The sequence below is a fragment of the Streptomyces sp. NPDC001904 genome, assembly GCF_040297005.1.
Lineage (GTDB): Bacteria > Actinomycetota > Actinomycetes > Streptomycetales > Streptomycetaceae > Streptomyces.
Genome location: NZ_JBEOYI010000004.1, coordinates 361043 through 382764 on the forward strand (window position 1 = coordinate 361043; position 21722 = coordinate 382764).

Sequence of the window (21722 nt, forward strand, 5' to 3'; positions counted from 1 at the left end):
CCTACGCCCCGAGCAGCCCGTCCACGATCGCCTCGATCTGCGCCCGCAGCCCCGCCTGGTTCTTGCTGCCGTCCAGCATCCTGCCGTCGATCTCGTACGTCGGAGTGCCCTTCACGCCGATGACCTTGCCCTCGGCCTGGTCGGCGTCGACGATCAGGATGTGCCGGCCGTCGATCAGCGCGGTGTCGAACTCCTCGGCGTCGAGCCCGAGTTCGCCCGCGATCTCGACGAGGAACGGCTCGCCCTTAGCGGCGAACTCCTCGACCCGGCCGAGCACGGCCTCCACGTAGGGCCACCCCTTGCCCTGCACGAACGCCTCCTCGGCGGCCTGCGCTCCGGCGAAGGAGTACGGGTGCTTGTCGAGCGGGAAGTGCCGCAGACGGATCTCGATGCGGTCGCCGTAGCGTTCCCGCAGGGCGCGTACGTCGTCCAGGGCCGTGCGGCAGTCCGGGCACTGGAGCTCGCACCACACGTCGAGGACGGGGGCCGGGTTCGGGGCGTTCATGCGCCCAGTCTTCCAGGCCCGGCGGCTTCGGGCCCACTCGGACCTGCGGAGGAGACGGGACCCGGAGATCTCCCTGAGGTCCGTCCCGGCCGTGGCCCCGGGCCCCCGGGTCGGTGCAGGATGGAAGGGGCGAACCGCCCCGATGCCGACCGATGGCCCGAACCCAGGAGGACCGGATGATTGCCGAGACCGTCTGCTCCGCCGTGGCCGTGGCGGGCCTGGGCATCGCCGCCGTCACCGCGTACCGCAAGCGCTTCCTCGCGGCCGCCCGGCTGGCCGCCTACTCCCTCGTCCCGCTGGGGCTGGTGATGACCGGCGCCGTGCAGTGGGTGGTGGACACGGCGTTCAGCCCGACCGCGTGGGCGGGCTTCGCCGTGCTCGGCGCGGCCTGGCTGCTGTTCATGGTGACCCGCGCCGTCGAGCGCCGCTCCGGCGGCACCCGCAAGGAGCGCAGGGCGGCGGCCCGGGCGGAGCGGCGCGAGGCGGTGGCTCCGGACGCGTCGGCCCCCTCGCTCGGCCCGGCCACCCGCTCCGCCCCCGTCGCGCAGCCGAAGCCGAAGGGGCAGTCCGGCGCCGGCGACGACTTCAGCGACATCGAGGCGATCCTGAAGAAGCACGGCATCTGAGCGCCGTGCGCGGAAGCCGCCGGTCCGCCTGAACGCACGTGCGAGAGGCCTTCCGGATTCGTTCAGCTGATCGTGTGTGTGGTCACAAGATCCGGCGAACTGCCCGCGATATCGCGGATGTTGACCCCCCGGCGTCGCCCGCTTGGGTCATCATCACGACGAGATGCTGGACACACCGCAGCTGGACGAACAGCTGAACGCAGAGAAGGGTCGGGAGGCCCCGCCACCCGTCCCCGTGACCCCCGACCCCGACACACGGCGCGGCTGCCTCTTCGCGCTCTCGCAGCCACCACTGATGATCTTCCTCTCGGTGATCGGCTGCCTGCTCCTGCTGGCCGCGCTGCACGACCTGCTGCTGCTGTGAGCCGCGGCGTGCCGGGGCTCAGCCCGCGGCCTCCTTGCGGCGCGCCCGGTACGCGGCCACGTGCAGCCGGTTCCCGCAGGTGCGGCTGTCGCAGTAGCGGCGCGAGCGGTTGCGGGAGAGGTCGACGAACGCGTGCCGGCAGTCCGGCGCGTCACAGCGCCGCAACCGCTCCTGTTCCCCGGCGACCACGAAGAAAGCCAGAGCCATGCCGCAGTCGGCCGCCAGGTGGTCCGCGACGGACGCACCGGGCGCGAAGTAGTGCACGTGCCAGTCGTAGCCGTCGTGGTCGGTCAGCCGTGGAGTGGTGCCGGCGGCGGCGATCAGGTCGTTGATCAGCTCCGCGGCCGCGCGCGGGTCGGGCGCGGCGAAGACTCCGGCGAACCGGTCACGCACCGCGCGCACCGCGACGAGGTCACGCTCCGCGACCGTGCCCACGTCGCTGATCTCGTTCTTCCGGACGAAAACCTCGAGCGCGGGGACATCGGTGAGACGGTCGGCCGTGCCGGCGGCGTCGTCCGGTGCGGTGTTCACCAGATCCACCACGGTGTCGAGGGCACACCGGGTGTCGTGGGTGATCAGCACGATTCGCTCCCTGGCCTGGGGGGTCGGGCCTGCGCCCGCCGATGCTGGCCGAGCCTAGCGCCTGTCCCTGTCGTGGGGGCCGGGAGCGCACCCGGGCCGCCGCCGTGGAAGCTCCCACGGCGGCGGCCCGGCTGTCTGCCCTATGCGGTTGTCCTGCTGTGCTTGAACCCGTGCCGTCTCCCCGAGTGGACGGCACGGGGCGCTCTCGCACTGCCTGACGCCGGCTGGCTACCGGCGCGGGGCCCGTCTTCGCGACTAGCTCTCCGCGAGGATGTGCGACAGCTCCTGGTCGAGATCGAAGTGGCGATGCTCCGTGCCGGGTGGCACGGCGGCGTCCGTCCGCTTCAGGAAGGACTCGAGGGCCCGCGCCGGGGCTTCGAGCAGGGCCTCACCCTCGGGAGAGCTCAGGGCGATGCAGACAACGCCCTGACCGTGGCTCCGGGACGGCCAGACTCGGACGTCTCCGGTGCCGGTCGGCCGGTGAAGGCCTTCGGCGAGGAGATCGCGGGCGAAAACCCACTCGACCGTCTCCTCGGCTCCGGTGTGGAAGGTGGCGTGCACGGCATACGGATCGGCCGTGTCATACCGCAGTCCTGCGGGTACAGGCAGTGAGGACTCGCTCGACACAACGAGGCGCAGGTGCAGCTCGCAGCTGACCGTGGTGTTCATAAGCGCCAGGGCCTTTCGCTCAGTGTGCGCTCGGGGATTCGCACGTCGGCGAAATCGACATGCCACCTACGGTGCCGTTGTAAACCCCTCTGAGGGTTTTGAACGTCTTTAGGTAGCTCGTACGGCGGAGTCTTTCTTGTAGGGGAACGGCCATTCCAGTGACGCGAATCAATCCGGTAGGTTTGGCTGTATGAATACGGGGAGTGACGAAGCGAGCGGTCGAGCCGCCGCCACCGACGAGACCGGATCCGAGCCGGAAGCGAGGCCGCTCGGCTCGCGGGCGCCCGAGTTCGTCCAGGCACGCCGGGCGCTGCACCTGAGCTGGCAGGTCGGCGTCTTCGTGGTGGGGCTCGCGGTCGTCGTCGCGGGCATCATCATGCTGCCGCTGCCGGGACCCGGCTGGCTGGTGATCTTCGGGGGCATGGCGATCTGGGCGACCGAGTTCGTCTGGGCGCAGCTGGTGCTGCGCTGGACGAAGCGCAAGGTCACCGAGGCCACGCAGAAGGCGCTCGATCCGAAGGTGCGCCGGCGGAACATCATCCTGACCACCGTCGGCCTGGTGATCATCGCCGTGCTGGTGGGGATCTACGTGTGGAAGTTCGGCCTGGAGATGCCGTGGAACATCAAGCAGTGACCCGCCGCCGACCGGAGTGGCGCGGGGTGGTCTTGGGCCCCCCTGACATGGGGTAATGTTCTTCCTGCGCCCGGGCGATTAGCTCAGTGGGAGAGCGCTTCGTTCACACCGAAGAGGTCACTGGTTCGAACCCAGTATCGCCCACCCGGAACCGAGGGCCCCGGAGACATCAGTCTCCGGGGCCCTCGGCGTTTCCGTGTGCGCCGCCTGCCGCGGAGGCGGTGACGGCGGCTCGGGTGATGGACCGGTGGGACTTCCGGAATTCACCGATTACAAGCCTTTCTGGGAGAAGTTCCATCACGCGGACCTCCGGTGGTAATCCGCCCGGCGTATTCCGGAATTCGGTCGCGCTCCTCCGCACGTACGACAAGCGCGGTGTGCCGATGGACCTCAAGTCCCGCGCGAGGCCGGGTGTCTGACCCTGAAAAACTTCCGGAAAGGCTTGCTGACGGCCGGTCAGGTGGGCGGTGGGCCGGCTCCGTACGGTGGGCCGTGTTCTCGGACGACGCCGTCGTGGACCGGACGCAGAGGCCGTTCGGGCCGGACGCCGGAGACCGGATCGGCGATCCGGACCACGTCCTCTACGCCCTGGTCGCCCTGGCGGCCCTGGCCATCTGGCAGTTCGGTGCCCCCGTGGCCATCTTTTCGTCTCCGGCACGCGGTGCGGGACAGAATGTCCTGATCCCGGCAGACTCGACTCATGGACTGGAACCGTTACCGCTTCCGCAGTGTCTGGCTCCTCCCCGCGCCGCCGGACGCCGTGTTCGCGGTCCTGGAGAAGGCGGGCGACTATCCGGCGTGGTGGCCGCAGGTGCGGTCGGTGACGCCACTGGACGACACCGGCGGCGTCGCCGTCTTCCGGTCCTTTCTGCCGTACGAGCTGACGGTCGTGGCCCACGAGCGGCGCCGCGACCCGGCCGGCGGGGTCCTGGAGATCGCGATGAGCGGGGACCTCGACGGGTGGGCGCGATGGACGCTGCGGGCCCGCCCCTTCGGCGGCACACGGGCCGTCTACGAGCAGGAGGTGGAGGTGCGCAGACCTCTGATGCGGCGCTTCGCCGTGCCGGGAAGACCCGTCTTCCTCGCCAATCACGCGTGGATGATGCGCGGCGGCCGACGCGGCCTGACCGCCCTCCTGCGACCGGTTTGAACACAGGGCGCCACGACCTGTATTGTTCAACCCGTTCCCGGGCGATTAGCTCAGTGGGAGAGCGCTTCGTTCACACCGAAGAGGTCACTGGTTCGAACCCAGTATCGCCCACCCGGAGAATGACCGGTCCGCCGATTCGGCGGGCCGGTTTTTTGCTGTCCGCGGGCATGGCTGTGCCACGGTTCCGCCCGACGGGGACGAGGGAGGATCAGGCCGCGGCCGGCAGTTCCGGGCGCAGCGGCCACGCGGGGTCCACCGTCTCGGGAGTGCCCGAGCGGGCGAACCAGGCCTGGAGGCCGCGTGCCTGGGCCGCGTGCCAGACCGCCTGGAGGGTGTGGAGTTCGGCGGGGGAGAGACGTTCGAGACGGGTCGCGAACCGACGGCCCACCGCACGGACCACATCGAGCGCCGCCTGGGCGTCGGCCGCCGCGTCGTGCGCATCCGCCAGCTCGACCTCGTAGTGCGCGCACAGATCCGTCAGCGTGCGGCGGCCCTTGCGGTACCGGTCCAGGTGCTTGTCCAGGACCCGCGGATCCAGCACGCAGAGCGGCCGGTTCTCCAGGTACTGGACCAGGGACGACGCGCGATGGCGCTTCAACTCCCGGTCCAGCAGGGTCAGGTCGAAGGGGGCGTTCATCACCACCAGCGGGCGTCCGGCCGCCGCCTGCTCGGCGAGGGCCCGGCCCATCTCCTCCATCACGGGCGCCGGCCAGCGGCCGTTGCGCTGCAGATGACCGTCCGTCAGGCCGTGTATCTCCGTCGCGCCGGGCGGCACCGGCACCCCCGGATTGACCAGCCACCGGGACACCCGCGGACGTGCGCCCGCGACGTCCTGCACCACGAGCGCCGCCGACACGATGCGGTCGCTCTCCACGTCCACACCCGTGGTCTCCGTGTCGAAGGCCGCCAGGGGGCCTTCGTACCAGCACGTCATGTGCCATCAACTCCTTCTTCACATACGGCAGATGACGTCATGTCGACGTATGGTCCCCTGCCCGTTCCGGTGATACCCGGGCCGTTTGCGTCGTACGCCGAGCGGTGACAACACAGATACGAGTCATGGCAGTTCAGCGGGGTGCCATTGACTCGGGTTTGATCAAATTCTTGATCTCAGCGGGGATTCACCGTTCCGAAAGGCCAGTTGAACCATGGCGCTCGCGCAGCCCGAACAGGGCGGGCTGCTGCCCGAGCGGTTCGCACCGTCGCGCGGCACACTCGCCACCACCGCCTGCATGGAGACCCTCCAGGTGGGCTATCTGCACGCCGTGGCCGCGGCCGCCGGGTGCTCGCTCTCGCAGCCCTTTCCCGACAACGGCATCGACTGGCACGTCAGCCACAGCGCCCCCGGGCACACGGTCGACGACGAAGTCACCATCAAAGTGCAGCTCAAAGCGACGTATCAGGTCGCGCCGAACCCACCGGGCCCGTCCTTCTCCTTCACGCTCGACAACCCCCATCTGGAGAAGCTCGCCCGGACCCCGGTCTCGGTGCACAAGATCCTCGTCGTGATGCTCGTGCCGCGCTCCCAGGACGACTGGCTGCGGGCCAGCCACGACCGGCTCGACCTGCGGCACTGCTGTTACTGGACCAACCTCGCCGGACACCCGGTCACCGGCAGGCGCAGGACCACCGTCCGTATCCCGACCGCGCGGATCTTCGACGACCGCGCACTGTGCGAGATCATGACCCGGGTCGGGACGGGCGGGCGGCCCTGACCGGGCGACATCGCCCGGCACGAAGGGAGTTCGAGATGCAGCACCGCCCGATCGGCGACCCCGTGCGCCCGTTCGGCACGGCCCGCGCCCACCCCGTGGAGCCGGCCGGGCCCGAGCCGGAGCAGGTCGACCCCGCCGTGCTCAGCGCGCTGCTCGACCGGCACGGCTGGGAACGGCGCGGTGGCGCGGCCGGGCGCTACGCCCGCTGGACACTGCCCGGCCCCGGCATCCGGACGAGCCTGCTCGTGCCCGAGAGCCGGGCCTTCCCCGACGCCGCGGAACTCCTCGGCGAGGTGCTGGTCGCCCTGGAGCGCAGCGGGACACCGGCCGCCCGCGAGGTGCTGGTCGCGCTCGCCGTGCCCAGCGACGAGATCCGCTGGTGGCGCGATGCGCCGGCCGGTCCCGCGGGCGCCTCCGCCTGGGTCGTCGAGGAGCAACTGCGCTCCGCGGCCCGGCGGATGCTGCTCGCCGGGGCGCTCGCGGCACGCGGCCGCGCCGGGTACTACGGCGCGCGGCACCGCAGGCCCGCGGCCGCGGCGCTGGAGCAGGTGCTCGTCCAGGCGGCCCCCGGCGGCCGCCGCCTCACCGCGTTCGTGCCGGTCGCCGCGGGACGCTCGCTCGCCGTCCGGCTGCACCAGGCGCTGTACGCGGTGCGCGAGGCCATCGACTACCGGAGGGCGACGGGCGGCATGGACGCCTTCGACGCCGCGGTCGAAGCCGGGGTGAGCCACGAGCTGACCGAGGCACTGGTCGCCCTGGTGCGCGGGACGGAGGGCGCCCGGGTCGGCGTCGCGTGGGCGCCGTCCGCCGGGGTGCCCGAGGAGTGCACGGACGGCGACGACCCGGTCGAGTTCTCCCCGGGCGACCTCGACGTGCTGCGGGCGGCGGGCACCCGCTATCTGCACGCCGAGCCCGCCGTCTCCGTCCGCGTCACCGGCACCGTCGTGCGCCTCGCCAGGACCGGGCCGCGCGGTGAGGGCACGGTGCGGCTGCGCGTCATCGCGGGCGCCGAGGTGCCGCACGTGCGGCTGACGCTGGACGAGGAGGCGTACCGGATAGCGGGCCACGCGCACCTGGTGGGCCTGCCGATCCGGGTGCACGGCCGCCTGGAGAGCCGCGGCGGCTTCCGCCGGCTGACCGGCGCGAGCGGCGTCGTGCCCGTCCAGGTGGACGAGGCCGAGCGGGACCGCCTGATGAAGTCGCTCCAGGAGAACCTGGACTTCTTCGAGGAGGCCTGCGCCGAGGACGGCTAGTTCCGCAGCGGCCGGTGCGCGTACACGTCCCTGAGCAGGGAGATCTCCGCGCCGTGGTGCAGCATCTCGCGGTTGATGTGCAGGACGAGGGCCGCCATCGGCTCCTGTGCGTACGGGCCCTCTTCGCCGCATGGGCGCTCGAGGGCCTCCTCGTCGAGGCCGCGCACCCCGGTCAGCCAGCGCTCGACCTCCCCGTCGAGCCGGTCGAGCGCCTCGGCGGCCGTCGCCGGGTACGCGTACGTCGCGTAGTCCGCGGGAGGGCCGCCGAAGTGCCGGGCGCTGCGCATGGCGAGGACGCCGACCAGGATGTGGTTGAGGCGCCAGGCGATCGTCGTGACGGGCGCCGGGTCCGGCGGGGGATACGCCCAGTCGATGGTGAGGCGGCCGTCGGGGCCCGGGTGCACGGTCCAGCAGTCCGGCACCGGCTGCCAGAAGTACTCGTCGTCGGTGAGGCCCGCCAGGCGCCCGCGCAGCTGGTGCCGCCAGTGCCAGTCGAGCTGGTCGGCGAGGAGCGTGTTCCAGGGGAGTGCCATGTCACTCACGCTAGGCGCGGGTCCGCCGCGATGCCCGTCGACTCCTTAACCGTTTCGCGAGCGCCCCCGGTGACTCGGTACGATCGCTTCTGCGCGCGTCACAGGTAATGGCGCGGCGTTCCATCTTCAGGTAGGAGAAGACCGGTGTCTGACGTCCGTGTGATCATCCAACGCGATTCCGAGCGGGAAGAGCGCGTGGTGACGCCGGGCACTACGGCCGCCGAGCTCTTCGCCGGCGAGCGCAGCATCGTCGCGGCCCGTGTCGGCGGCGAGCTCAAGGACCTGGCGTACGCCGTGCAGGACGGCGAGGAGGTCGAGCCCGTCGAGATCTCCTCCGAGGACGGTCTCAACATCCTGCGGCACTCCACCGCCCACGTCATGGCGCAGGCCGTCCAGGAGCTGTTCCCGGACGCCAAGCTGGGCATCGGCCCGCCCATCAAGGACGGCTTCTACTACGACTTCGACGTCAAGGAGCCGTTCACCCCCGAGGACCTCAAGCGCGTCGAGAAGAAGATGCAGGAGATCCAGAAGCGGGGGCAGAAGTTCTCCCGCCGGGTCACCACCGACGAGGACGCCCGCGTCGAGCTGGCCGACGAGCCCTACAAGCTGGAGCTCATCGGCCTGAAGGGCAACGCGGCGCAGGCCGCCGACGGCGCGGACGCCGAGGTGGGCGGCGGCGAGCTGACCATCTACGACAACCTCGACGCCAAGACCGGCGACCTGTGCTGGAAGGACCTCTGCCGCGGCCCGCACCTGCCGTCGACCCGGGTCATCCCCGCGTTCAAGCTGATGCGCTCGGCCGCCGCCTACTGGCGCGGCAGCGAGAAGAACCCGCAGCTCCAGCGCATCTACGGCACCGCGTGGCCGACCAAGGACGAGCTCAAGGGCTACCTCGACTTCCTCGCCGAGGCCGAGAAGCGCGACCACCGCAAGCTGGGCGCCGAGCTGGACCTGTTCTCCTTCCCGGAGGAGCTGGGCCCGGGCCTCGCGGTGTTCCACCCCAAGGGCGGCGTGGTCCGCAAGGTCATGGAGGACTACTCGCGGCGCCGCCACGAGGTCTCCGGCTACGAGTTCGTGAACACCCCGCACATCTCCAAGGAAGGCCTCTTCCACACCTCGGGCCACCTGCCGCACTACGCGGAGGGCATGTTCCCGGCGATCGAGTTCGACGATCAGAACTACCGCCTCAAGGCGATGAACTGCCCGATGCACAACCTGATCTTCAAGTCCCGTGGCCGTTCCTACCGTGAACTGCCGCTGCGGCTCTTCGAGTTCGGCACCGTGTACCGCTACGAGAAGTCGGGCGTCGTGCACGGCCTGACCCGCTCGCGCGGCTTCACCCAGGACGACTCGCACATCTACTGCACCAAGGAGCAGATGGGCGAGGAGCTCGACAAGCTGCTCACCTTCGTCCTCGACCTGCTGCGCGACTACGGTCTGACCGAGTTCGAGCTGGAGCTGTCCACCCGCGACGACTCCGACAAGTTCATCGGCTCGGACGAGGACTGGGCCGAGGCCACCGAGGCGCTGCGCCAGGCCGCCGAGAAGCAGAACCTGCCGCTGGTCCCGGACCCGGGCGGCGCCGCCTACTACGGCCCGAAGATCTCCGTGCAGGCCAAGGACGCCATCGGCCGGTCCTGGCAGATGTCGACCCTCCAGGTGGACTTCAACCAGCCCAAGCGGTTCGGCCTGGAGTACACCGCGGCGGACGGCTCGCGCCAGCAGCCCGTCATGCTGCACCGCGCCCTGTTCGGCTCGATCGAGCGGTTCTTCGGTGTGCTCCTGGAGCACTACGCGGGCGCGTTCCCGGCATGGCTCGCCCCGGTCCAGGCCGTCGGCATCCCGATCGGCGACGGGCACGTGGAGTACCTCAAGGAGTTCGCCGAGAAGGCCCGTGCCCAGGGTCTGCGCGTCGAGGTCGACGCGTCCTCGGACCGGATGCAGAAGAAGATCCGCAACCAGCAGAAGGCCAAGGTGCCCTTCATGGTCATCGCGGGCGACGAGGACATGAACGCCGGTTCGGTGTCCTTCCGCTACCGCGACGGCTCGCAGGAGAACGGCATCCCGGTCGACGAGGCCATCGCGAAGATCGTGAAGGTCGTCGAGGAGCGGGCGCAGGTCTGACGCTCAGTCGTCGCCGTCGGAGGCCCCCGGGGAGTTCCCCGGGGGCCTCTCGACCTCCCGCGCGAAGACCTGGAGCAGCCACGACGAGAACGTGCCGGTGACCGCGCCCAGCAGCGCGAGGCCACAGGCCATCACGCCCACCGCGACGAGCCGGCCGAGCGGGGTCACCGGCGCCAGGTCGCCGTAGCCCACGGTCGACAGCGTCGTGCAGGTGAACCACACCGCGTCCCCGTAGGTGACGATGTCCGCGCCCGGGGCGGCGTGCTCCTGCTGGTACAGGGCGAGCGAACCCGCGAAGCCGAGCAGGGTCACCGAGACACCGGCGTACGTGATCACCCGCGCGTGCAGCGCGAGCCGCGGCCCGTCGTGGTGGGCCTGCACCGTCTCGTAGGCCTGCACGATCCGCACCGGCCGCAGCAGCGGCAGCACCAGCACCACCGTGTCCAGCCAGTGCGTGCGCACGAAGCGCGGCCAGCGCTGCCCGCTGAGCCGCCTGCGCACCCAGTAGTCCAGGGCGAAGACGGCCCAGGACGCGAAGGTCACCGCCAGACACAGGTCGCGCACGGCGCCCGGCAGGCCGTGGCCCAGGACCCGGACCGCGTAACTGGCGAGGTACAGCAGGGAGGCCACGGCGAGCACGGCGCCGTTGTACCGCTCCCAGCGGGCGAGAGGGCTGTCCGTCATCCGCACAGCATCGCGCGCGCCCACCCCGTGTCCCACCCGGCGACACGCTGTCCCGAGGTCACGCCATATGCTGCACTTCATGACGAGTGAGCCGGAGCAGCAGATCGGTCCAGTGGGTGAACCGGACGGATTCGGGCGTCTGTGGACCCCGCACCGCATCGCCTACATCCAGGGCGAGGGCAAACCGACGGGCCCCGGAGCCGACGACGGCTGTCCCTTCTGCGCCGCTCCCGGCAAGACGGACGAGGACGCGCTGATCGTGGCGCGCGGCGAGCACGTCTTCGCGATCCTCAACCTGTACCCGTACAACGGCGGGCACATGATGGTGCTGCCCTACCGGCACGTCGCCGACTACACCGACCTCGACGACGCCGAGACCGCCGAGCTGGCCGTCTTCACCAAGCACGCGATGACCGCGCTGCGGTCCGCCTCCGGGGCGCACGGCTTCAACATCGGCATGAACCAGGGCGCGGTCGCGGGCGCCGGCATCGCCGCGCACCTGCACCAGCACGTCGTCCCGCGCTGGGGCGGCGACACGAACTTCATGCCGGTCGTCGGCCACACCAAGGTGCTGCCGCAGATGCTGGCCGACACCCGGACCGCGCTCGCGAAGGCGTGGCCGGGCGCCTGATCCGGTACCTGTCGACGGGCGGATCCGGGGTGCCCCGGGCCCGCCCGTTCTCCTGTCCTACGCGATCCAGTGCGGCCGGAGCGCCGGAGCGGCCGGGCCCGGCTCGTCGGCCAGCGCGCGGGCCAGTCGCTGCACCGCCTCGACGAGGGTGTCCGGCGGCAGGGTGAACGGGATGCGCAGCCGGTTCTCGAACAGGCCCGGATCCGTACCGAAGTAGCCGCCCCCCTCGATCCGCACCCCGTGCGCGAGCGCCCGCTCGGCCAGGGCGGAGGAGACGGGCGCGCCCAGGTCGACCCAGAGGGAGAGACCGCCGGGCGGGGTGTGCCACGACCACGGGGGTGTGTGCCGGCGCAGCGCCCCGGTGAGCGCGGCGCGCCTCTCGCGCAGGCGGTCGAGGTGGCCGGGCAACAGGTCGTCCGTCCTGGTCAGCAGGGCGAGCGCCAGCAGCTGGTCCACCACGGAGCCGCCCATGTCGGTCGCCACCCGCTGCGCGGCCAGCTCCGTCACCAGGCGCGCGGGGGCGCGCAGCCAGCCGATGCGCAGGCCCGCCCAGTGCGTCTTGCTGAGGGACCCGGTCGTGATGACCTTGCCCGCCGCCTCGGCCGTGCCGTGCGCCGCGAACGGCGGCGGAGCCGGTGCGTCGAGGGCCAGCTCCGCCAGGGTCTCGTCGACGATCAGCCAGGTCCCGGAGCGATGCGCGGCCGACAGCACCCGGGCCCGCTCGGCGGGCGGCATCAGCCGGCCCGTGGGGTTGTGGAAGTCCGGGATCAGATAGCCGAGCTGCGGCACGGAGCGGCGCAGCGTCGACTCGACGATCTCGACGTCCCAGCCGCCGCTCTCGTCGGGGGCGCCGTCCGTCACGGGGACCGACACCGTGCGCAGCCCGCGGCGGCGCAGCGCCTCCAGGGCGTTCGGGTAGGACGGGTTCTCGACCATGACCCGGTCCCCGGGCCCGGCCAGCAGGGCCAGGACGAGGGAGAGACCGTGCTGGGCACCCGAGGTGACCAGGATCTGCTCGGGGGTCGTGGCCAGACCGCGCGCCGTGAACCGGTCGGCGATCACCTCTCTCAACTCCGGCAGCCCGTACGGGTGGTAGCCCAGGGTGCCCGCGTGCCCGGCCGCCTGCGGGGCGATCTCGGCGAGGGTGTCGGCGAGGATCTGCCCGGGCAGCGCGGCGGCGGCCCTGGCCAGGTCGATCGCGGTGTCCTCGGGGCGCAGCAGCCTGCTGACGCCCTTCGCGGCGTGGCCCGCGGGCAGCGCGGTCCAGGTGCCCGAGCCCTGCCGGCTGTGCGCGTAGCCGCTCTCGCGCAGCAGGTCGTACAGGGCCGTGACCGTGGTCCGGCTGGTGCCGAGCGCGGCCGCCAGCTCCCGCTCGGCGGGCAGCCGCACATGCAGCGCCAGCCGCCCGTCGAGGATCAACTCGCCGATGGCGTGCGCGAGATGACGGTACGCGGGCCGGGACCGCGCGGGGTCGGGCAGCAGCGCGGCGAGCTTGCGCGCGCCGACGGTCCGGGGCGTCCGGGCGCCGGAACCCGCGGCCTCGGCGTACCCGGAGGCGTGTTCGGAAGCACGCCCGGAAGCGTGTTCGGCGGAGGGAACCACACCATTCTCCTGTGATTGGCCCTGCATATCGGGCCAATCAATCTACAGAGTGACGTCATTGGCCCTGAAGCCGCCCTTCCGCGGCGCACGCCCCGTCACCGGAGTCCTGATGTCCCTGTCCTACGTACCGCTGCGCGAACGGCCCGCCCGCCGGCTGCCGCAGCTCGTCGCCGGCCTGTTCCTGTACGGGTTCAGCGTCGCGCTCATGATCCGCTCGGGCCTGGGCCTCGCCCCGTGGAGCGTCCTCAACGAAGGGCTCGCCCGCCATCTGCCGCTCAGCTTCGGCACGCTCACCAACCTGATCGGCGTGGCCGTCCTGCTGCTGTGGATCCCGCTGCGCCAGCGGCCCACCCTGGGCACCTTCGCGAACATCCTCACCGTGGGCTGGTCCTGCGACCTGGGCCTGTGGCTGCTGCCCTCCGGCCTCGCCCTCCCGGCCCGCGTCGTACTGCTCGCGGCCGGGATCCTGCTGAACGGGCTCTCCATCGCCGTCTACGTCGGCGCCCGCTGCGGGCCGGGCCCCCGCGACGGCCTGATGACCGGCCTCACCGCCGCGACGGGCGGCAGCGTGCGCACCGTCCGCACCGCCATCGAGGCGGTGGTCCTCGCCGCCGGCTGGCTGCTCGGCGGGGGAGTGGGCATCGGCACGGTGCTGTACGCGGTGTCGGTGGGGCCGGTGGCGCAGTACTGGATGCCCCGGTTCACGTACCGCGACCGGCGCGACCGGGAGCCCGGCCGCGCCGCCGCCCCTACGCGTCGTACACGTCGGCCTTGCGCGGAGACGGGTCCTGGACCTGGCCGCTGAGGAAGCCGGAGCGGGTGCCGAACTTCTCGGTGTCCACCCCGTGTTCCTCCAGGACCCGCAGGGCCGCGGAGTGGACCACCCGCAGCACCGGGGTCGCGGTGCGCAGCGCGTCGTCCGCCATGAAGCGGTGCCGCCAGGGCTGGTCGGCCCAGGCGTGCCGCAGCCCGAACGGCTCGGGCAGCACCAGCGTGCCCCCCAGGAAGTCCAGGAGCGGCGGATACCAGGAGAAGGGGGCGCGGACGGCGATCCGGACGGCGTCGTCGGCCTCGATCAGCGGGAGCGACTTGTCCGTGGTCTCCCAGAACCGCACCGACTTGGCGACCGTCTTCGTCTTCCCCTCGGGCTTCGACGTGAACAGGGAGTGCACCGGGCCCAGCGCGTGGCCGGTCACCTCGATGCGCAGCGTCTCGTGCAGCACCGTCACCGTGATCAGCATCGTGATCACCAGCTGGCCGTCCCAGAGCGTGAACTGGACGCCCAGGTAGTGCCGGTCGCCGCTGCCGAACTGCTGCTCGTTGCAGATCCGCTGTATCTCGTGCTGCTTGATCTGGAACGCGTCGACGTCCTCGCCCGTGGGGCGGGCCACCGCCTTCGCGTTCTCCCCGATCGGGGTGACGATCCAGTGCTTTATCGACGGGGTCGGGAAGCCGCCCGTGTGCAGCGGACCCCGCTCGAGCAGCCGCAGCTGGTCGTGGATCACGCGGATGACGTCCCAGCTGCGGAACGGGTGGATCTCCTTGCCGGGCTCGCGCGAGACCAGATCCTCGGCGAGCTGCCAGCTGCCCCAGCGGGTGCCCATGCCCAGGATGCCCTTGGGGCCGGCGTAGAAGACCGAGTTCGACTGCTGCTCGGCGGTCAGCTTGGCCAGGCTCTGGCGCAGCTGCTCGGCCGCGGTCTCGCCGGGGCTGCCGGGCACCGCCTCCGGGATCTTCGCGCCGATGCCGCCGCCGGAGAGCAGCGCGTCCCACCGCTCGCGCAGGTCCTGCGCCGTCCGCTCGCAGACCCGCCGTGCCCAGAACGCCCCGATGACGGGGGCCACGAAGCACGCCCGCAGGTACCAGGCCCAGAAACCGCCGAACGGCAGCTTGATCAGCAGGATCACGATGCCCACGCCGACGATGGCCATGATCGTCGTGGCGATCGCCGCCCGGCCGTGCGCCGCGCGCTCGTGCTTCTTCGCCTCGCGAAGCCCGGCTGCCCCCTTGCCCGCGGCCTCCGCGACCTCCTTCTCCGCCAGCGCCACCCGCGCGTTGTTCCGCTGGCGGATCTGGAACGCGACCAGCCACAGCAGGAAACCCGGCAGGAACAGGAAGCCGAAGACCAGGGTGATGATCGTGAGCAGCCGGTCGCGCTGGCGCCGGATGTTGTTCGCCGCGAGACAGTGCTCGACGACGACCTGGGGCTCCGTGCCGAAGGACTGGATGAGGGGCTTGCGGCCGCCGCCCAGCATCCGCAGCTGCACCGCGCGCGAGAACGCCTCGCCGAGATTGGGCGCGAAGAGCGACGATCTGCCGCTCTTCATCTCGGACTTGTGCCAGTCGTTGTTCGCCTCCTCGATCTTGACCGCGGGGTCGTCCCGGTACGCCGCCGAGGCGATGGCGAACGTCGCCGCGGTCTGTCCCGCGGAACCCTGCAGCGGGACCTGGGCCCCGGGCCTGAAATCGAATGCGTCGTCCGCCACTGCCGCCCCCATCGCCGCATGTCGTCGCTGCTGCGGCTCTTCCCGACTTCCCTGCCCCGCACACCTGTTGATCGGTTCATCGGCTTGATGATGTTGATCGCCGACCAGCGTAACGGCCCCCGCCGACATCCGTCCCGTCAAGCGGGACGGATGTGGTCACGGGGGCCGCCCGTCCTTCGTCTAGGGAGCCTCCCCGGCCTGTTCGCGGATCCGGTCGCCGAGCTGCGGAGGCATCGGCTCGTGCCGTGCGTACCGGCGGCTGAAACGCGCCGTGCCGTGCGACAGGGAACGCAGGTCGACGGCGTACCGGCCGATCTCGATCTCCGGCACCTCGGCCCGTACGAGGGTGCGGCCGCCCGGGGCCTGTTCGGTGCCGACGACGCGGCCGCGCCGCCCGGACAGATCGCTCATCACGGCGCCCACGTAGTCGTCGCCGACCAGGACCTGGACCTCGGCCACCGGCTCCAGGAGGTGGATCCGGGTGCCGGCGGCCGCCTCCCGCAGCGCGAGCGCGCCGGCCGTCTGGAACGCCGCGTCGGACGAGTCCACCGAGTGCGCCTTGCCGTCGAGCAGCGTCACGCGCACGTCGATCAGCGGGTACCCGGCGGCGACCCCCCGCGTGGCCTGCGCCCGCACGCCCTTCTCCACCGACGGGATGAACTGCCGCGGCACGGCCCCGCCGACGACCCTGTCCACGAACTGGATGCCCGAACCGCCGGGCAGCGGTTCCACCTCGATCGCGCAGATCGCGTACTGCCCGTGCCCGCCGGACTGCTTCACATGACGGCCGCGCCCCGCCGACCTGCCCGCGAACGTCTCGCGCAGGGAGACCTTGTGCGCGACGACGTCGACCTGGACGCCGTACCGGCTGCGCAGCCGCTCCAGGGCTACGTCCGCGTGCGCCTCGCCCAGACACCACAGCACCACCTGATGGGTGTCCTGGTTCTGTTCGAGCCGCATCGTCGGATCCTCCGCGACCAGCCGCGAAAGTCCCTGCGACAGCTTGTCCTCGTCGGCCTTGCTGTGCGCCTGGATCGCCAGCGGCAGCAGCGGGTCCGGCATGTCCCACGGGGCCATCAGCAGCGGGTCGTCCTTCGCCGAGAGCGTGTCGCCGGTCTCCGCCCGGTTCAGCTTCGCCACACAGGCGAGATCGCCGGCGATGCAGTGCGTCAGGGAGCGCTGCTGCTTGCCGAACGGCGCCGACAGGGCACCGATCCGCTCGTCCACCTCGTGAAGGGTGCGATCCTCGTGACCGCGGTCGGCGAGTCCGTGCCCCGACACGTGCACCGTCTCGTCCGGACGCAGGGTGCCGGAGAAGACCCGTACGAGAGAGACCCGGCCGACATAGGGGTCGGACGCGGTCTTCACGACCTCCGCCACCAGCGGGCCGTCCGGATCGCAGGACGTGATCGCGCGGGGCGCCCCGCCCGGCGTCGCCACGGCCGGTGCCGCGCGCTCCAGCGGACTCGGGAAGCCACCGGTGATCAGCTCCAGGAGCTCGACCGTCCCGATGCCCTGCCGTCCGCCCTCGGCGGCCGGGGCCGCGGCGAGGACCGGGTGGAAGACACCGCGCGCAACGGCCCGCTCCAGGTCCTCGACGAGCGTCTTGACGTCGACGTCCTCGCCGCTCAGATAGCGGTCCATCAGGGACTCGTCCTCGCTCTCCGCGATGATCCCCTCGATGAGCCGGTTGCGGGCCTCCTCGATCCGCGGCAGCTGCCCGTCGTCGGGCTCGGACTCCTTGCGTTCGCCCGACGCGTAGTCGTACAGCCGCTGGGAGAGCAGCCCGGTCAGACCCGTGACGGACGCGTGCCCGTCCGCTCCCTGTGCGCCGTGCAGCGGCAGGTACAGCGGCAGCACGGCGTCGGGGTCGTCGCCGCCGAAGGACTCGGCGCAGGCACGGGTCACGTCCTCGAAGTCGGCCCGCGCCGCCTCCAGGTGGGTGACCACGATGGCCCGCGGCATGTCGACCGCCGCGCACTCGTCCCACACCATCCGGGTGGCCCCGGCCATGGTCTCGGGCCCGTCCGCCGCCGAGACGACGAAAAGGGCCGCGTCCGCTGCGCGCAGACCGGCCCTCAGCTCCCCGACGAAATCCGCGTAGCCGGGGGTGTCCAGCAGATTGATCTTGAAGCCGCCCCACTCCACCGGGACCAGGGAGAGCTGGACCGACCGCTGCTGGCGGTGCTCGATCTCGTCGTAGTCCGACACGCACGTGCCGTCCTCGACGCGGCCCGCCCGGTTCACCGCCCCGGCGGTCAGCGCGAGCGCCTCCACCAGCGTCGTCTTGCCCGATCCGCTGTGGCCGACCAGCACCACATTCCGTACGGACGCGGGATGGTCGGCCGTCGTCGCCCTGCCGGCGGCTCCGGGGTGTCCGTTCGCCTTGTCGCCCATGTCCTTGCCTCCCGGTTGTTTCTCACGGTGAGGTGGCCCTCGGCGGGGCCGTGGTCACGGCAGGCGGACACGCGAACCCGCGTGTTGGGAGGCGGCTTCGGCGACGCCCGCGGTGCCTTCGAGCTTTCCACTCCGGTCACGGTGCGTCCATACGTCGTACGAGATCGCACGCGCGCGTGGTGGCCCGGCGGCCGTATCCGGGCGCGCGTGGCTACGATGGGCCAGCCGGTGGCCAGAGGGGCCGCACGGCACCGACCCTCGGGAAGGCCATGCTGAACAAGTACGCGCGTGCATTCTTCACGCGTGTCCTCACACCGTTCGCCGCGTTTCTGATCCGTCGCGGGGTGAGCCCCGACACGGTCACACTCCTCGGCACGGCCGGAGTGATGGCGGGAGCGCTGGTCTTCTTCCCGCGCGGGGAATTCTTCTGGGGCACGATCGTCATCACGCTGTTCGTCTTCTCGGACCTCGTGGACGGCAACATGGCGCGCCAGCTCGGCCGCTCCAGCCGCTGGGGCGCCTTCCTCGACTCCACGCTCGACCGCGTCGCCGACAGCGCCATCTTCGGCGGTCTCGCGCTCTGGTACGCGGGCAGTGGTGACGACAACACGCTGTGCGCGGTGTCCATCTTCTGCCTCGCCAGCGGCCAGGTCGTCTCGTACACCAAGGCACGTGGAGAATCGATCGGCCTGCCGGTCGCCGTGAACGGTCTGGTCGAGCGCGCCGAGCGGCTCGTCATCACCCTCGTGGCCGCGGGCTTCGCGGGTCTGCACAAGTTCGGCGTGCCCGGCATTCAGTACCTGCTGCCCGTCGCGCTGTGGATCGTCGCCGCCGGCAGCCTCGTCACGCTGATCCAGCGCGTGGTGACGGTGCGCCGGGAGTCCGCCGAGGCCGAGGCGGCCGCGTCGGCCCAGGAGGAGACCGCCTCGTGAGCGGCGCGCAGGAACGGATCACCGACGGGCTGTACGGGCTCGGCTGGGCCGGGGTCAAGAAGCTGCCCGAGCCGGTCGCCACCCGCCTGGGCCGGACCATCGCGGACGCCGTCTGGAAGAAGCGCGGCAAGGGCGTCCTCCGCCTGGAGGCGAACCTCGCGCGCGTGGTGCCCGACGCGACCCCCGAGCACCTGGCGCGGCTGTCCAGGGCGGGCATGCGGTCGTACCTGCGCTACTGGATGGAGTCCTTCCGGCTCCCCACCTGGAGCAAGGACCGCATCCGGAACGGCTTCATGCCCCAGGACGTGCACCACCTCGTCGACGGTCTCGCCGCCGGCAAGGGCGTCGTCCTCGCCCTGCCCCACATGGGCAACTACGACCTCGCGGGTGCCTGGGTCACCACCAAGCTGGAGACCCCCTTCACGACGGTCGCCGAGCGGCTCAAGCCGGAGACCCTCTACGACCGGTTCGTCGCCTACCGCGAGGGCCTCGGCATGGAGGTGCTGCCGCACACCGGCGGCGCCGCCTTCGGCACGCTGGCACGCCGGCTGCGGGCGGGCGGCCTCGTCTGTCTGGTCGCCGACCGCGACCTGTCCTCGTCGGGCGTCGAGGTGAAGTTCTTCGGCGAGCCGACCCGGATGCCGGCCGGACCTGCCATGCTCGCCCAGCAGACCGGCGCGCTGCTGCTGCCGGTCACGCTCTGGTACGACGACTCGGCCGTCATGCGCGGCCGCGTCCACCCGCCCGTCGACGTACCGGAGACAGGTACCCGCGCCGAGAAGACGTCTGTCATGACACAGGCGCTGGCCGATGCCTTCGCCACGGGGATCGCCGACCACCCGGAGGACTGGCACATGCTGCAGCGCTTGTGGCTCGCGGACCTCGAGAACTTCGAGGAGCGGCCCGCGTGAGGATCGGAATCGTCTGCCCGTACTCCTGGGACGTGCCCGGCGGCGTCCAGTTCCACATCCGCGATCTGGCGGAGCACCTCATCGCCCTGGGACACGAGGTCTCCGTCCTCGCCCCGGCGGACGACGAGACCCCCCTGCCGCCGTACGTCGTCTCGGCCGGCCGCGCCGTGCCCGTCCCGTACAACGGCTCGGTGGCCCGCCTCAACTTCGGCTTCCTGAGCGCCGCGCGGGTCCGTCGCTGGCTGCACGACGGCACCTTCGACGTGATCCACATCCACGAGCCGGCGTCGCCGTCGCTGGGCCTGCTCACCTGCTGGGCGGCGCAGGGCCCGATCGTCGCCACCTTCCACACGTCCAATCCCCGCTCGCGCGCCATGATCGCGGCGTACCCGATCCTGCAGCCCGCGCTGGAGAAGATCAGCGCGCGCATCGCCGTGAGCGAGTACGCCCGCCGCACCCTCGTCGAACACCTCGGCGGCGACGCGGTCGTCATCCCCAACGGCGTCGACGTCGACTTCTTCGCGCGGGCCGAGCCCAAGCCCGAGTGGCAGTCGGGATGGGCGGGCGGCCCGGCCGGGAGCGGCGACGGAGACCGGGAGGGCGACACCCTCGGCTTCATCGGGCGGATCGACGAGCCCCGCAAGGGCCTGCCCGTCCTCATGAAGGCGCTGCCGAAGATCCTCGCCGAACGCCCGCGGACGCGGCTGCTGGTCGCGGGCCGCGGCGACGAGGAGGAGGCCGTCGCGTCGCTCCCCGCGGAGATGCGCGAGCGGGTCGAGTTCCTCGGCATGGTCAGCGACGAGGACAAGGCGCGGCTGCTCGCCAGCGTCGACGTGTACGTCGCCCCGAACACCGGCGGCGAGTCCTTCGGCATCATCCTGGTCGAGGCGATGTCGGCGGGCGCCCCCGTGCTCGCCTCCGACCTGGACGCCTTCGTCCAGGTCCTCGACCAGGGCGCGGCCGGCGAACTCTTCGCCAACGAGGACGCCGACGCGCTGGCCGAGGCGGCCGTCAAGCTCCTCGGCAACCCCACCCGCCGCGCCGAGCTCCGCGAACGCGGCAGCAAGCACGTACGCCGCTTCGACTGGTCGACGGTCGGCGCCGACATCCTCTCCGTGTACGAGACGGTGACGCAGGGCGCGGCGGCGGTCGCGGAGGACGAGCGGCTCGGGCGCTTCAGGTCGCGGTTCGGGCTGGCCCGGGACTGACTCCCGGCCCGCCCGCGCGGTGACGGCCCGCACCGACGGTAGCCTTGCCGCCCGTGACCGCCACCCTGATCTGGATCGCCGCAGCCCTCTTCGCGATCGGGCTCTATCTGAGCTGGACCGCGGGCCGCCTGGACCGCCTGCACGCCCGCATCGACGCGGCCCGCGCCGCTCTCGACGCCCAACTCCTGCGCCGCGCCTCCGTCGCCCAGGAACTGGCCACGTCCGGCGTGCTCGACCCGGCCGCCTCGATCGTCCTGTACGAGGCGGCGCACGCGGCCCGGCAGGCCGAGGAGGAGCAGCGCGAGGTGGCCGAGAGCGAGCTGAGCCAGGCGCTCAGGGCCGTGTTCAGCGAGCCCGACCAGGTCGAGGCGGTGCGCGAGGCGCCCGGCGGCGAGGAGGCCGCGGAGGAGCTGGCCCAGGCCGTGCGCCGGGTTCCCATGGCCCGCCGCTTCCACAACGACGCCGTCCGCGCGGCCCGTGCCCTGCGCCGCCACCGCAAGGTCCGCTGGTTCCGGCTCGCGGGCCACGCGCCGTTCCCGATGGCGTTCGAGATGGACGACGAGCCGCCGGTCGCGCTCGCCGACCGCGCCACCGCCTGATCGGCAGGCCGCCCGGCCGGCCTGCCGATCCCAGGCGGAAGGAGCCACCGGCTTCTCATTGGCCCTTGTAGTGGCCTGGTCCGCAGGGGTTTCCTCGGTGCAGCAACAAGCCCTCTT

22 protein-coding genes and 2 tRNA genes are annotated in these 21722 nt (G+C 71.7%); 15 read left to right on the top strand and 9 right to left on the bottom strand.

Annotated elements, in window-relative coordinates; all coding sequences use genetic code 11:
* Nucleotide 1: 1 nt before the first annotated feature.
* Nucleotides 2–505, bottom strand: a complete 504-nt coding sequence (locus ABT127_RS08765) for a DsbA family protein (protein ID WP_351446034.1) — start codon at nt 503–505, stop codon at nt 2–4.
* Nucleotides 506–681: 176 nt separating this feature from the next.
* Between ABT127_RS08765 and ABT127_RS08770 the strand changes: the two genes are divergently transcribed.
* Together ABT127_RS08770 and ABT127_RS08775 are read left to right on the top strand one after the other, a co-directional pair.
* On the top strand, nt 682–1131 hold the full coding sequence (locus tag ABT127_RS08770) for a hypothetical protein (RefSeq protein ID WP_351446036.1): 450 nt from the start codon (nt 682–684) through the stop codon (nt 1129–1131).
* Nucleotides 1132–1294: 163 nt separating this feature from the next.
* Nucleotides 1295–1495, top strand: a complete 201-nt coding sequence (locus tag ABT127_RS08775; protein WP_351446038.1) for a hypothetical protein — start codon at nt 1295–1297, stop codon at nt 1493–1495.
* Between the two features lie 18 nt (nt 1496–1513).
* On the opposite strand, the gene ABT127_RS08780 is transcribed toward ABT127_RS08775, so the two are convergent.
* Nucleotides 1514–2077: a CGNR zinc finger domain-containing protein gene (locus tag ABT127_RS08780; protein WP_351446040.1), complete on the bottom strand. Its 564-nt coding sequence runs from the start codon at nt 2075–2077 to the stop codon at nt 1514–1516.
* A 255-nt stretch (nt 2078–2332) separates the two neighbouring features.
* Nucleotides 2333–2746, bottom strand: a complete 414-nt coding sequence (locus ABT127_RS08785) for an SsgA family sporulation/cell division regulator (RefSeq protein ID WP_004002642.1) — start codon at nt 2744–2746, stop codon at nt 2333–2335.
* A gap of 190 nt (nt 2747–2936) precedes the next feature.
* Here ABT127_RS08785 and ABT127_RS08790 point away from each other — a divergent pair, with 190 nt between their 5' ends.
* The 4 genes from ABT127_RS08790 (at nt 2937) to ABT127_RS08805 (ending at nt 4641) form a co-directional block, all read left to right on the top strand.
* Complete coding sequence (locus ABT127_RS08790) at nt 2937–3380, top strand: TIGR02611 family protein (protein ID WP_351446042.1); 444 nt, start codon at nt 2937–2939, stop codon at nt 3378–3380.
* A 72-nt stretch (nt 3381–3452) separates the two neighbouring features.
* A tRNA-Val gene (locus ABT127_RS08795) sits at nt 3453–3524 on the top strand.
* A 556-nt stretch (nt 3525–4080) separates the two neighbouring features.
* A complete protein-coding gene (locus ABT127_RS08800; protein ID WP_351446044.1) occupies nt 4081–4530 on the top strand; it encodes an SRPBCC family protein in 450 nt (149 codons plus the stop codon).
* A gap of 39 nt (nt 4531–4569) precedes the next feature.
* Nucleotides 4570–4641 (top strand) — tRNA-Val (locus ABT127_RS08805).
* A gap of 97 nt (nt 4642–4738) precedes the next feature.
* On the opposite strand, the gene ABT127_RS08810 is transcribed toward ABT127_RS08805, so the two are convergent.
* A complete protein-coding gene (locus ABT127_RS08810) occupies nt 4739–5464 on the bottom strand; it encodes a 3'-5' exonuclease (protein ID WP_351446046.1) in 726 nt (241 codons plus the stop codon).
* Nucleotides 5465–5678: 214 nt separating this feature from the next.
* Here ABT127_RS08810 and ABT127_RS08815 point away from each other — a divergent pair, with 214 nt between their 5' ends.
* Both ABT127_RS08815 and ABT127_RS08820 read left to right on the top strand, forming a co-directional pair.
* Nucleotides 5679–6245 (top strand): DUF4365 domain-containing protein, encoded by a 567-nt coding sequence (locus ABT127_RS08815; RefSeq protein ID WP_111665701.1) that lies wholly within the window; start codon nt 5679–5681, stop codon nt 6243–6245.
* 35 nt (nt 6246–6280) lie between these two features.
* A complete protein-coding gene (locus tag ABT127_RS08820; protein ID WP_351446048.1) occupies nt 6281–7498 on the top strand; it encodes a hypothetical protein in 1218 nt (405 codons plus the stop codon).
* On the opposite strand, the gene ABT127_RS08825 is transcribed toward ABT127_RS08820, so the two are convergent.
* Entirely contained in the window at nt 7495–8031 is a 537-nt protein-coding gene (locus tag ABT127_RS08825; protein WP_351446050.1) for a DinB family protein, read from the bottom strand. The genes ABT127_RS08820 and ABT127_RS08825 overlap by 4 nt on opposite strands.
* A gap of 144 nt (nt 8032–8175) precedes the next feature.
* On the opposite strand from ABT127_RS08825, the gene thrS reads away from it, so the two are divergent.
* Nucleotides 8176–10155 (top strand): threonine--tRNA ligase, encoded by a 1980-nt coding sequence (gene thrS, locus ABT127_RS08830; protein WP_351446052.1) that lies wholly within the window; start codon nt 8176–8178, stop codon nt 10153–10155.
* A 3-nt stretch (nt 10156–10158) separates the two neighbouring features.
* Here thrS and ABT127_RS08835 read toward each other — a convergent pair whose 3' ends face one another.
* On the bottom strand, nt 10159–10839 hold the full coding sequence (locus ABT127_RS08835; RefSeq protein WP_351446054.1) for a potassium channel family protein: 681 nt from the start codon (nt 10837–10839) through the stop codon (nt 10159–10161).
* A gap of 67 nt (nt 10840–10906) precedes the next feature.
* Here ABT127_RS08835 and ABT127_RS08840 point away from each other — a divergent pair, with 67 nt between their 5' ends.
* Entirely contained in the window at nt 10907–11470 is a 564-nt protein-coding gene (locus ABT127_RS08840; protein WP_351446056.1) for an HIT family protein, read from the top strand.
* Nucleotides 11471–11527: 57 nt separating this feature from the next.
* Here ABT127_RS08840 and yczR read toward each other — a convergent pair whose 3' ends face one another.
* Complete coding sequence (gene yczR / locus ABT127_RS08845) at nt 11528–13072, bottom strand: MocR-like transcription factor YczR (RefSeq protein ID WP_351446058.1); 1545 nt, start codon at nt 13070–13072, stop codon at nt 11528–11530.
* A gap of 109 nt (nt 13073–13181) precedes the next feature.
* Here yczR and yczE point away from each other — a divergent pair, with 109 nt between their 5' ends.
* Nucleotides 13182–13877, top strand: a complete 696-nt coding sequence (gene yczE / locus ABT127_RS08850; RefSeq protein ID WP_502971668.1) for a membrane protein YczE — start codon at nt 13182–13184, stop codon at nt 13875–13877.
* Here yczE and ABT127_RS08855 read toward each other — a convergent pair.
* Nucleotides 13822–15558: an AbeC-like domain-containing protein gene (locus ABT127_RS08855; RefSeq protein WP_502971660.1), complete on the bottom strand. Its 1737-nt coding sequence runs from the start codon at nt 15556–15558 to the stop codon at nt 13822–13824. The two genes, yczE and ABT127_RS08855, sit on opposite strands and share 56 nt — an antisense overlap.
* A 180-nt stretch (nt 15559–15738) precedes the next feature.
* On the bottom strand, nt 15739–17955 hold the full coding sequence (locus tag ABT127_RS08860) for an elongation factor G-like protein EF-G2 (RefSeq protein WP_351446063.1): 2217 nt from the start codon (nt 17953–17955) through the stop codon (nt 15739–15741).
* A gap of 269 nt (nt 17956–18224) precedes the next feature.
* Here ABT127_RS08860 and pgsA point away from each other — a divergent pair, with 269 nt between their 5' ends.
* From pgsA to ABT127_RS08880, 4 genes are read left to right on the top strand one after another with little or no spacing between them, the layout of a single operon-like run.
* Nucleotides 18225–18887: a phosphatidylinositol phosphate synthase gene (pgsA, locus tag ABT127_RS08865; protein WP_351446065.1), complete on the top strand. Its 663-nt coding sequence runs from the start codon at nt 18225–18227 to the stop codon at nt 18885–18887.
* On the top strand, nt 18884–19798 hold the full coding sequence (locus ABT127_RS08870; protein ID WP_351446067.1) for a phosphatidylinositol mannoside acyltransferase: 915 nt from the start codon (nt 18884–18886) through the stop codon (nt 19796–19798). The genes pgsA and ABT127_RS08870 overlap by 4 nt, the downstream gene beginning before the upstream one ends.
* The gene (locus tag ABT127_RS08875) at nt 19795–21006 is read left to right on the top strand and encodes a glycosyltransferase family 4 protein (protein ID WP_351446069.1); all 1212 of its coding nucleotides are present in this window, start codon (nt 19795–19797) and stop codon (nt 21004–21006) included. The genes ABT127_RS08870 and ABT127_RS08875 overlap by 4 nt, the downstream gene beginning before the upstream one ends.
* Before the next feature lie 53 nt (nt 21007–21059).
* A complete protein-coding gene (locus tag ABT127_RS08880; protein WP_351446071.1) occupies nt 21060–21605 on the top strand; it encodes a LemA family protein in 546 nt (181 codons plus the stop codon).
* The last annotated feature ends 117 nt before the right edge of the window (nt 21606–21722 follow it).

Bases quoted from the DNA above. Each gene is read 5' to 3' on its own strand.
- ABT127_RS08820 (WP_351446048.1), top strand. From the start codon at position 6,281: ATGCAGCACCGCCCGATCGGCGACCCCGTGCGCCCGTTCGGCACGGCC.
- ABT127_RS08785 (WP_004002642.1), bottom strand. From the start codon at position 2,746: ATGAACACCACGGTCAGCTGCGAGCTGCACCTGCGCCTCGTTGTGTCG.
- ABT127_RS08770 (WP_351446036.1), top strand. From the start codon at position 682: ATGATTGCCGAGACCGTCTGCTCCGCCGTGGCCGTGGCGGGCCTGGGC.
- ABT127_RS08840 (WP_351446056.1), top strand. From the start codon at position 10,907: ATGCTGCACTTCATGACGAGTGAGCCGGAGCAGCAGATCGGTCCAGTG.
- ABT127_RS08835 (WP_351446054.1), bottom strand. From the start codon at position 10,839: ATGACGGACAGCCCTCTCGCCCGCTGGGAGCGGTACAACGGCGCCGTG.
- ABT127_RS08815 (WP_111665701.1), top strand. From the start codon at position 5,679: ATGGCGCTCGCGCAGCCCGAACAGGGCGGGCTGCTGCCCGAGCGGTTC.
- ABT127_RS08775 (WP_351446038.1), top strand. From the start codon at position 1,295: ATGCTGGACACACCGCAGCTGGACGAACAGCTGAACGCAGAGAAGGGT.
- ABT127_RS08800 (WP_351446044.1), top strand. From the start codon at position 4,081: ATGGACTGGAACCGTTACCGCTTCCGCAGTGTCTGGCTCCTCCCCGCG.
- ABT127_RS08765 (WP_351446034.1), bottom strand. From the start codon at position 505: ATGAACGCCCCGAACCCGGCCCCCGTCCTCGACGTGTGGTGCGAGCTC.
- ABT127_RS08860 (WP_351446063.1), bottom strand. From the start codon at position 17,955: ATGGGCGACAAGGCGAACGGACACCCCGGAGCCGCCGGCAGGGCGACG.
- pgsA (WP_351446065.1), top strand. From the start codon at position 18,225: ATGCTGAACAAGTACGCGCGTGCATTCTTCACGCGTGTCCTCACACCG.
- ABT127_RS08790 (WP_351446042.1), top strand. From the start codon at position 2,937: ATGAATACGGGGAGTGACGAAGCGAGCGGTCGAGCCGCCGCCACCGAC.
- ABT127_RS08825 (WP_351446050.1), bottom strand. From the start codon at position 8,031: ATGGCACTCCCCTGGAACACGCTCCTCGCCGACCAGCTCGACTGGCAC.
- yczE (WP_502971668.1), top strand. From the start codon at position 13,182: ATGTCCCTGTCCTACGTACCGCTGCGCGAACGGCCCGCCCGCCGGCTG.
- ABT127_RS08810 (WP_351446046.1), bottom strand. From the start codon at position 5,464: ATGACGTGCTGGTACGAAGGCCCCCTGGCGGCCTTCGACACGGAGACC.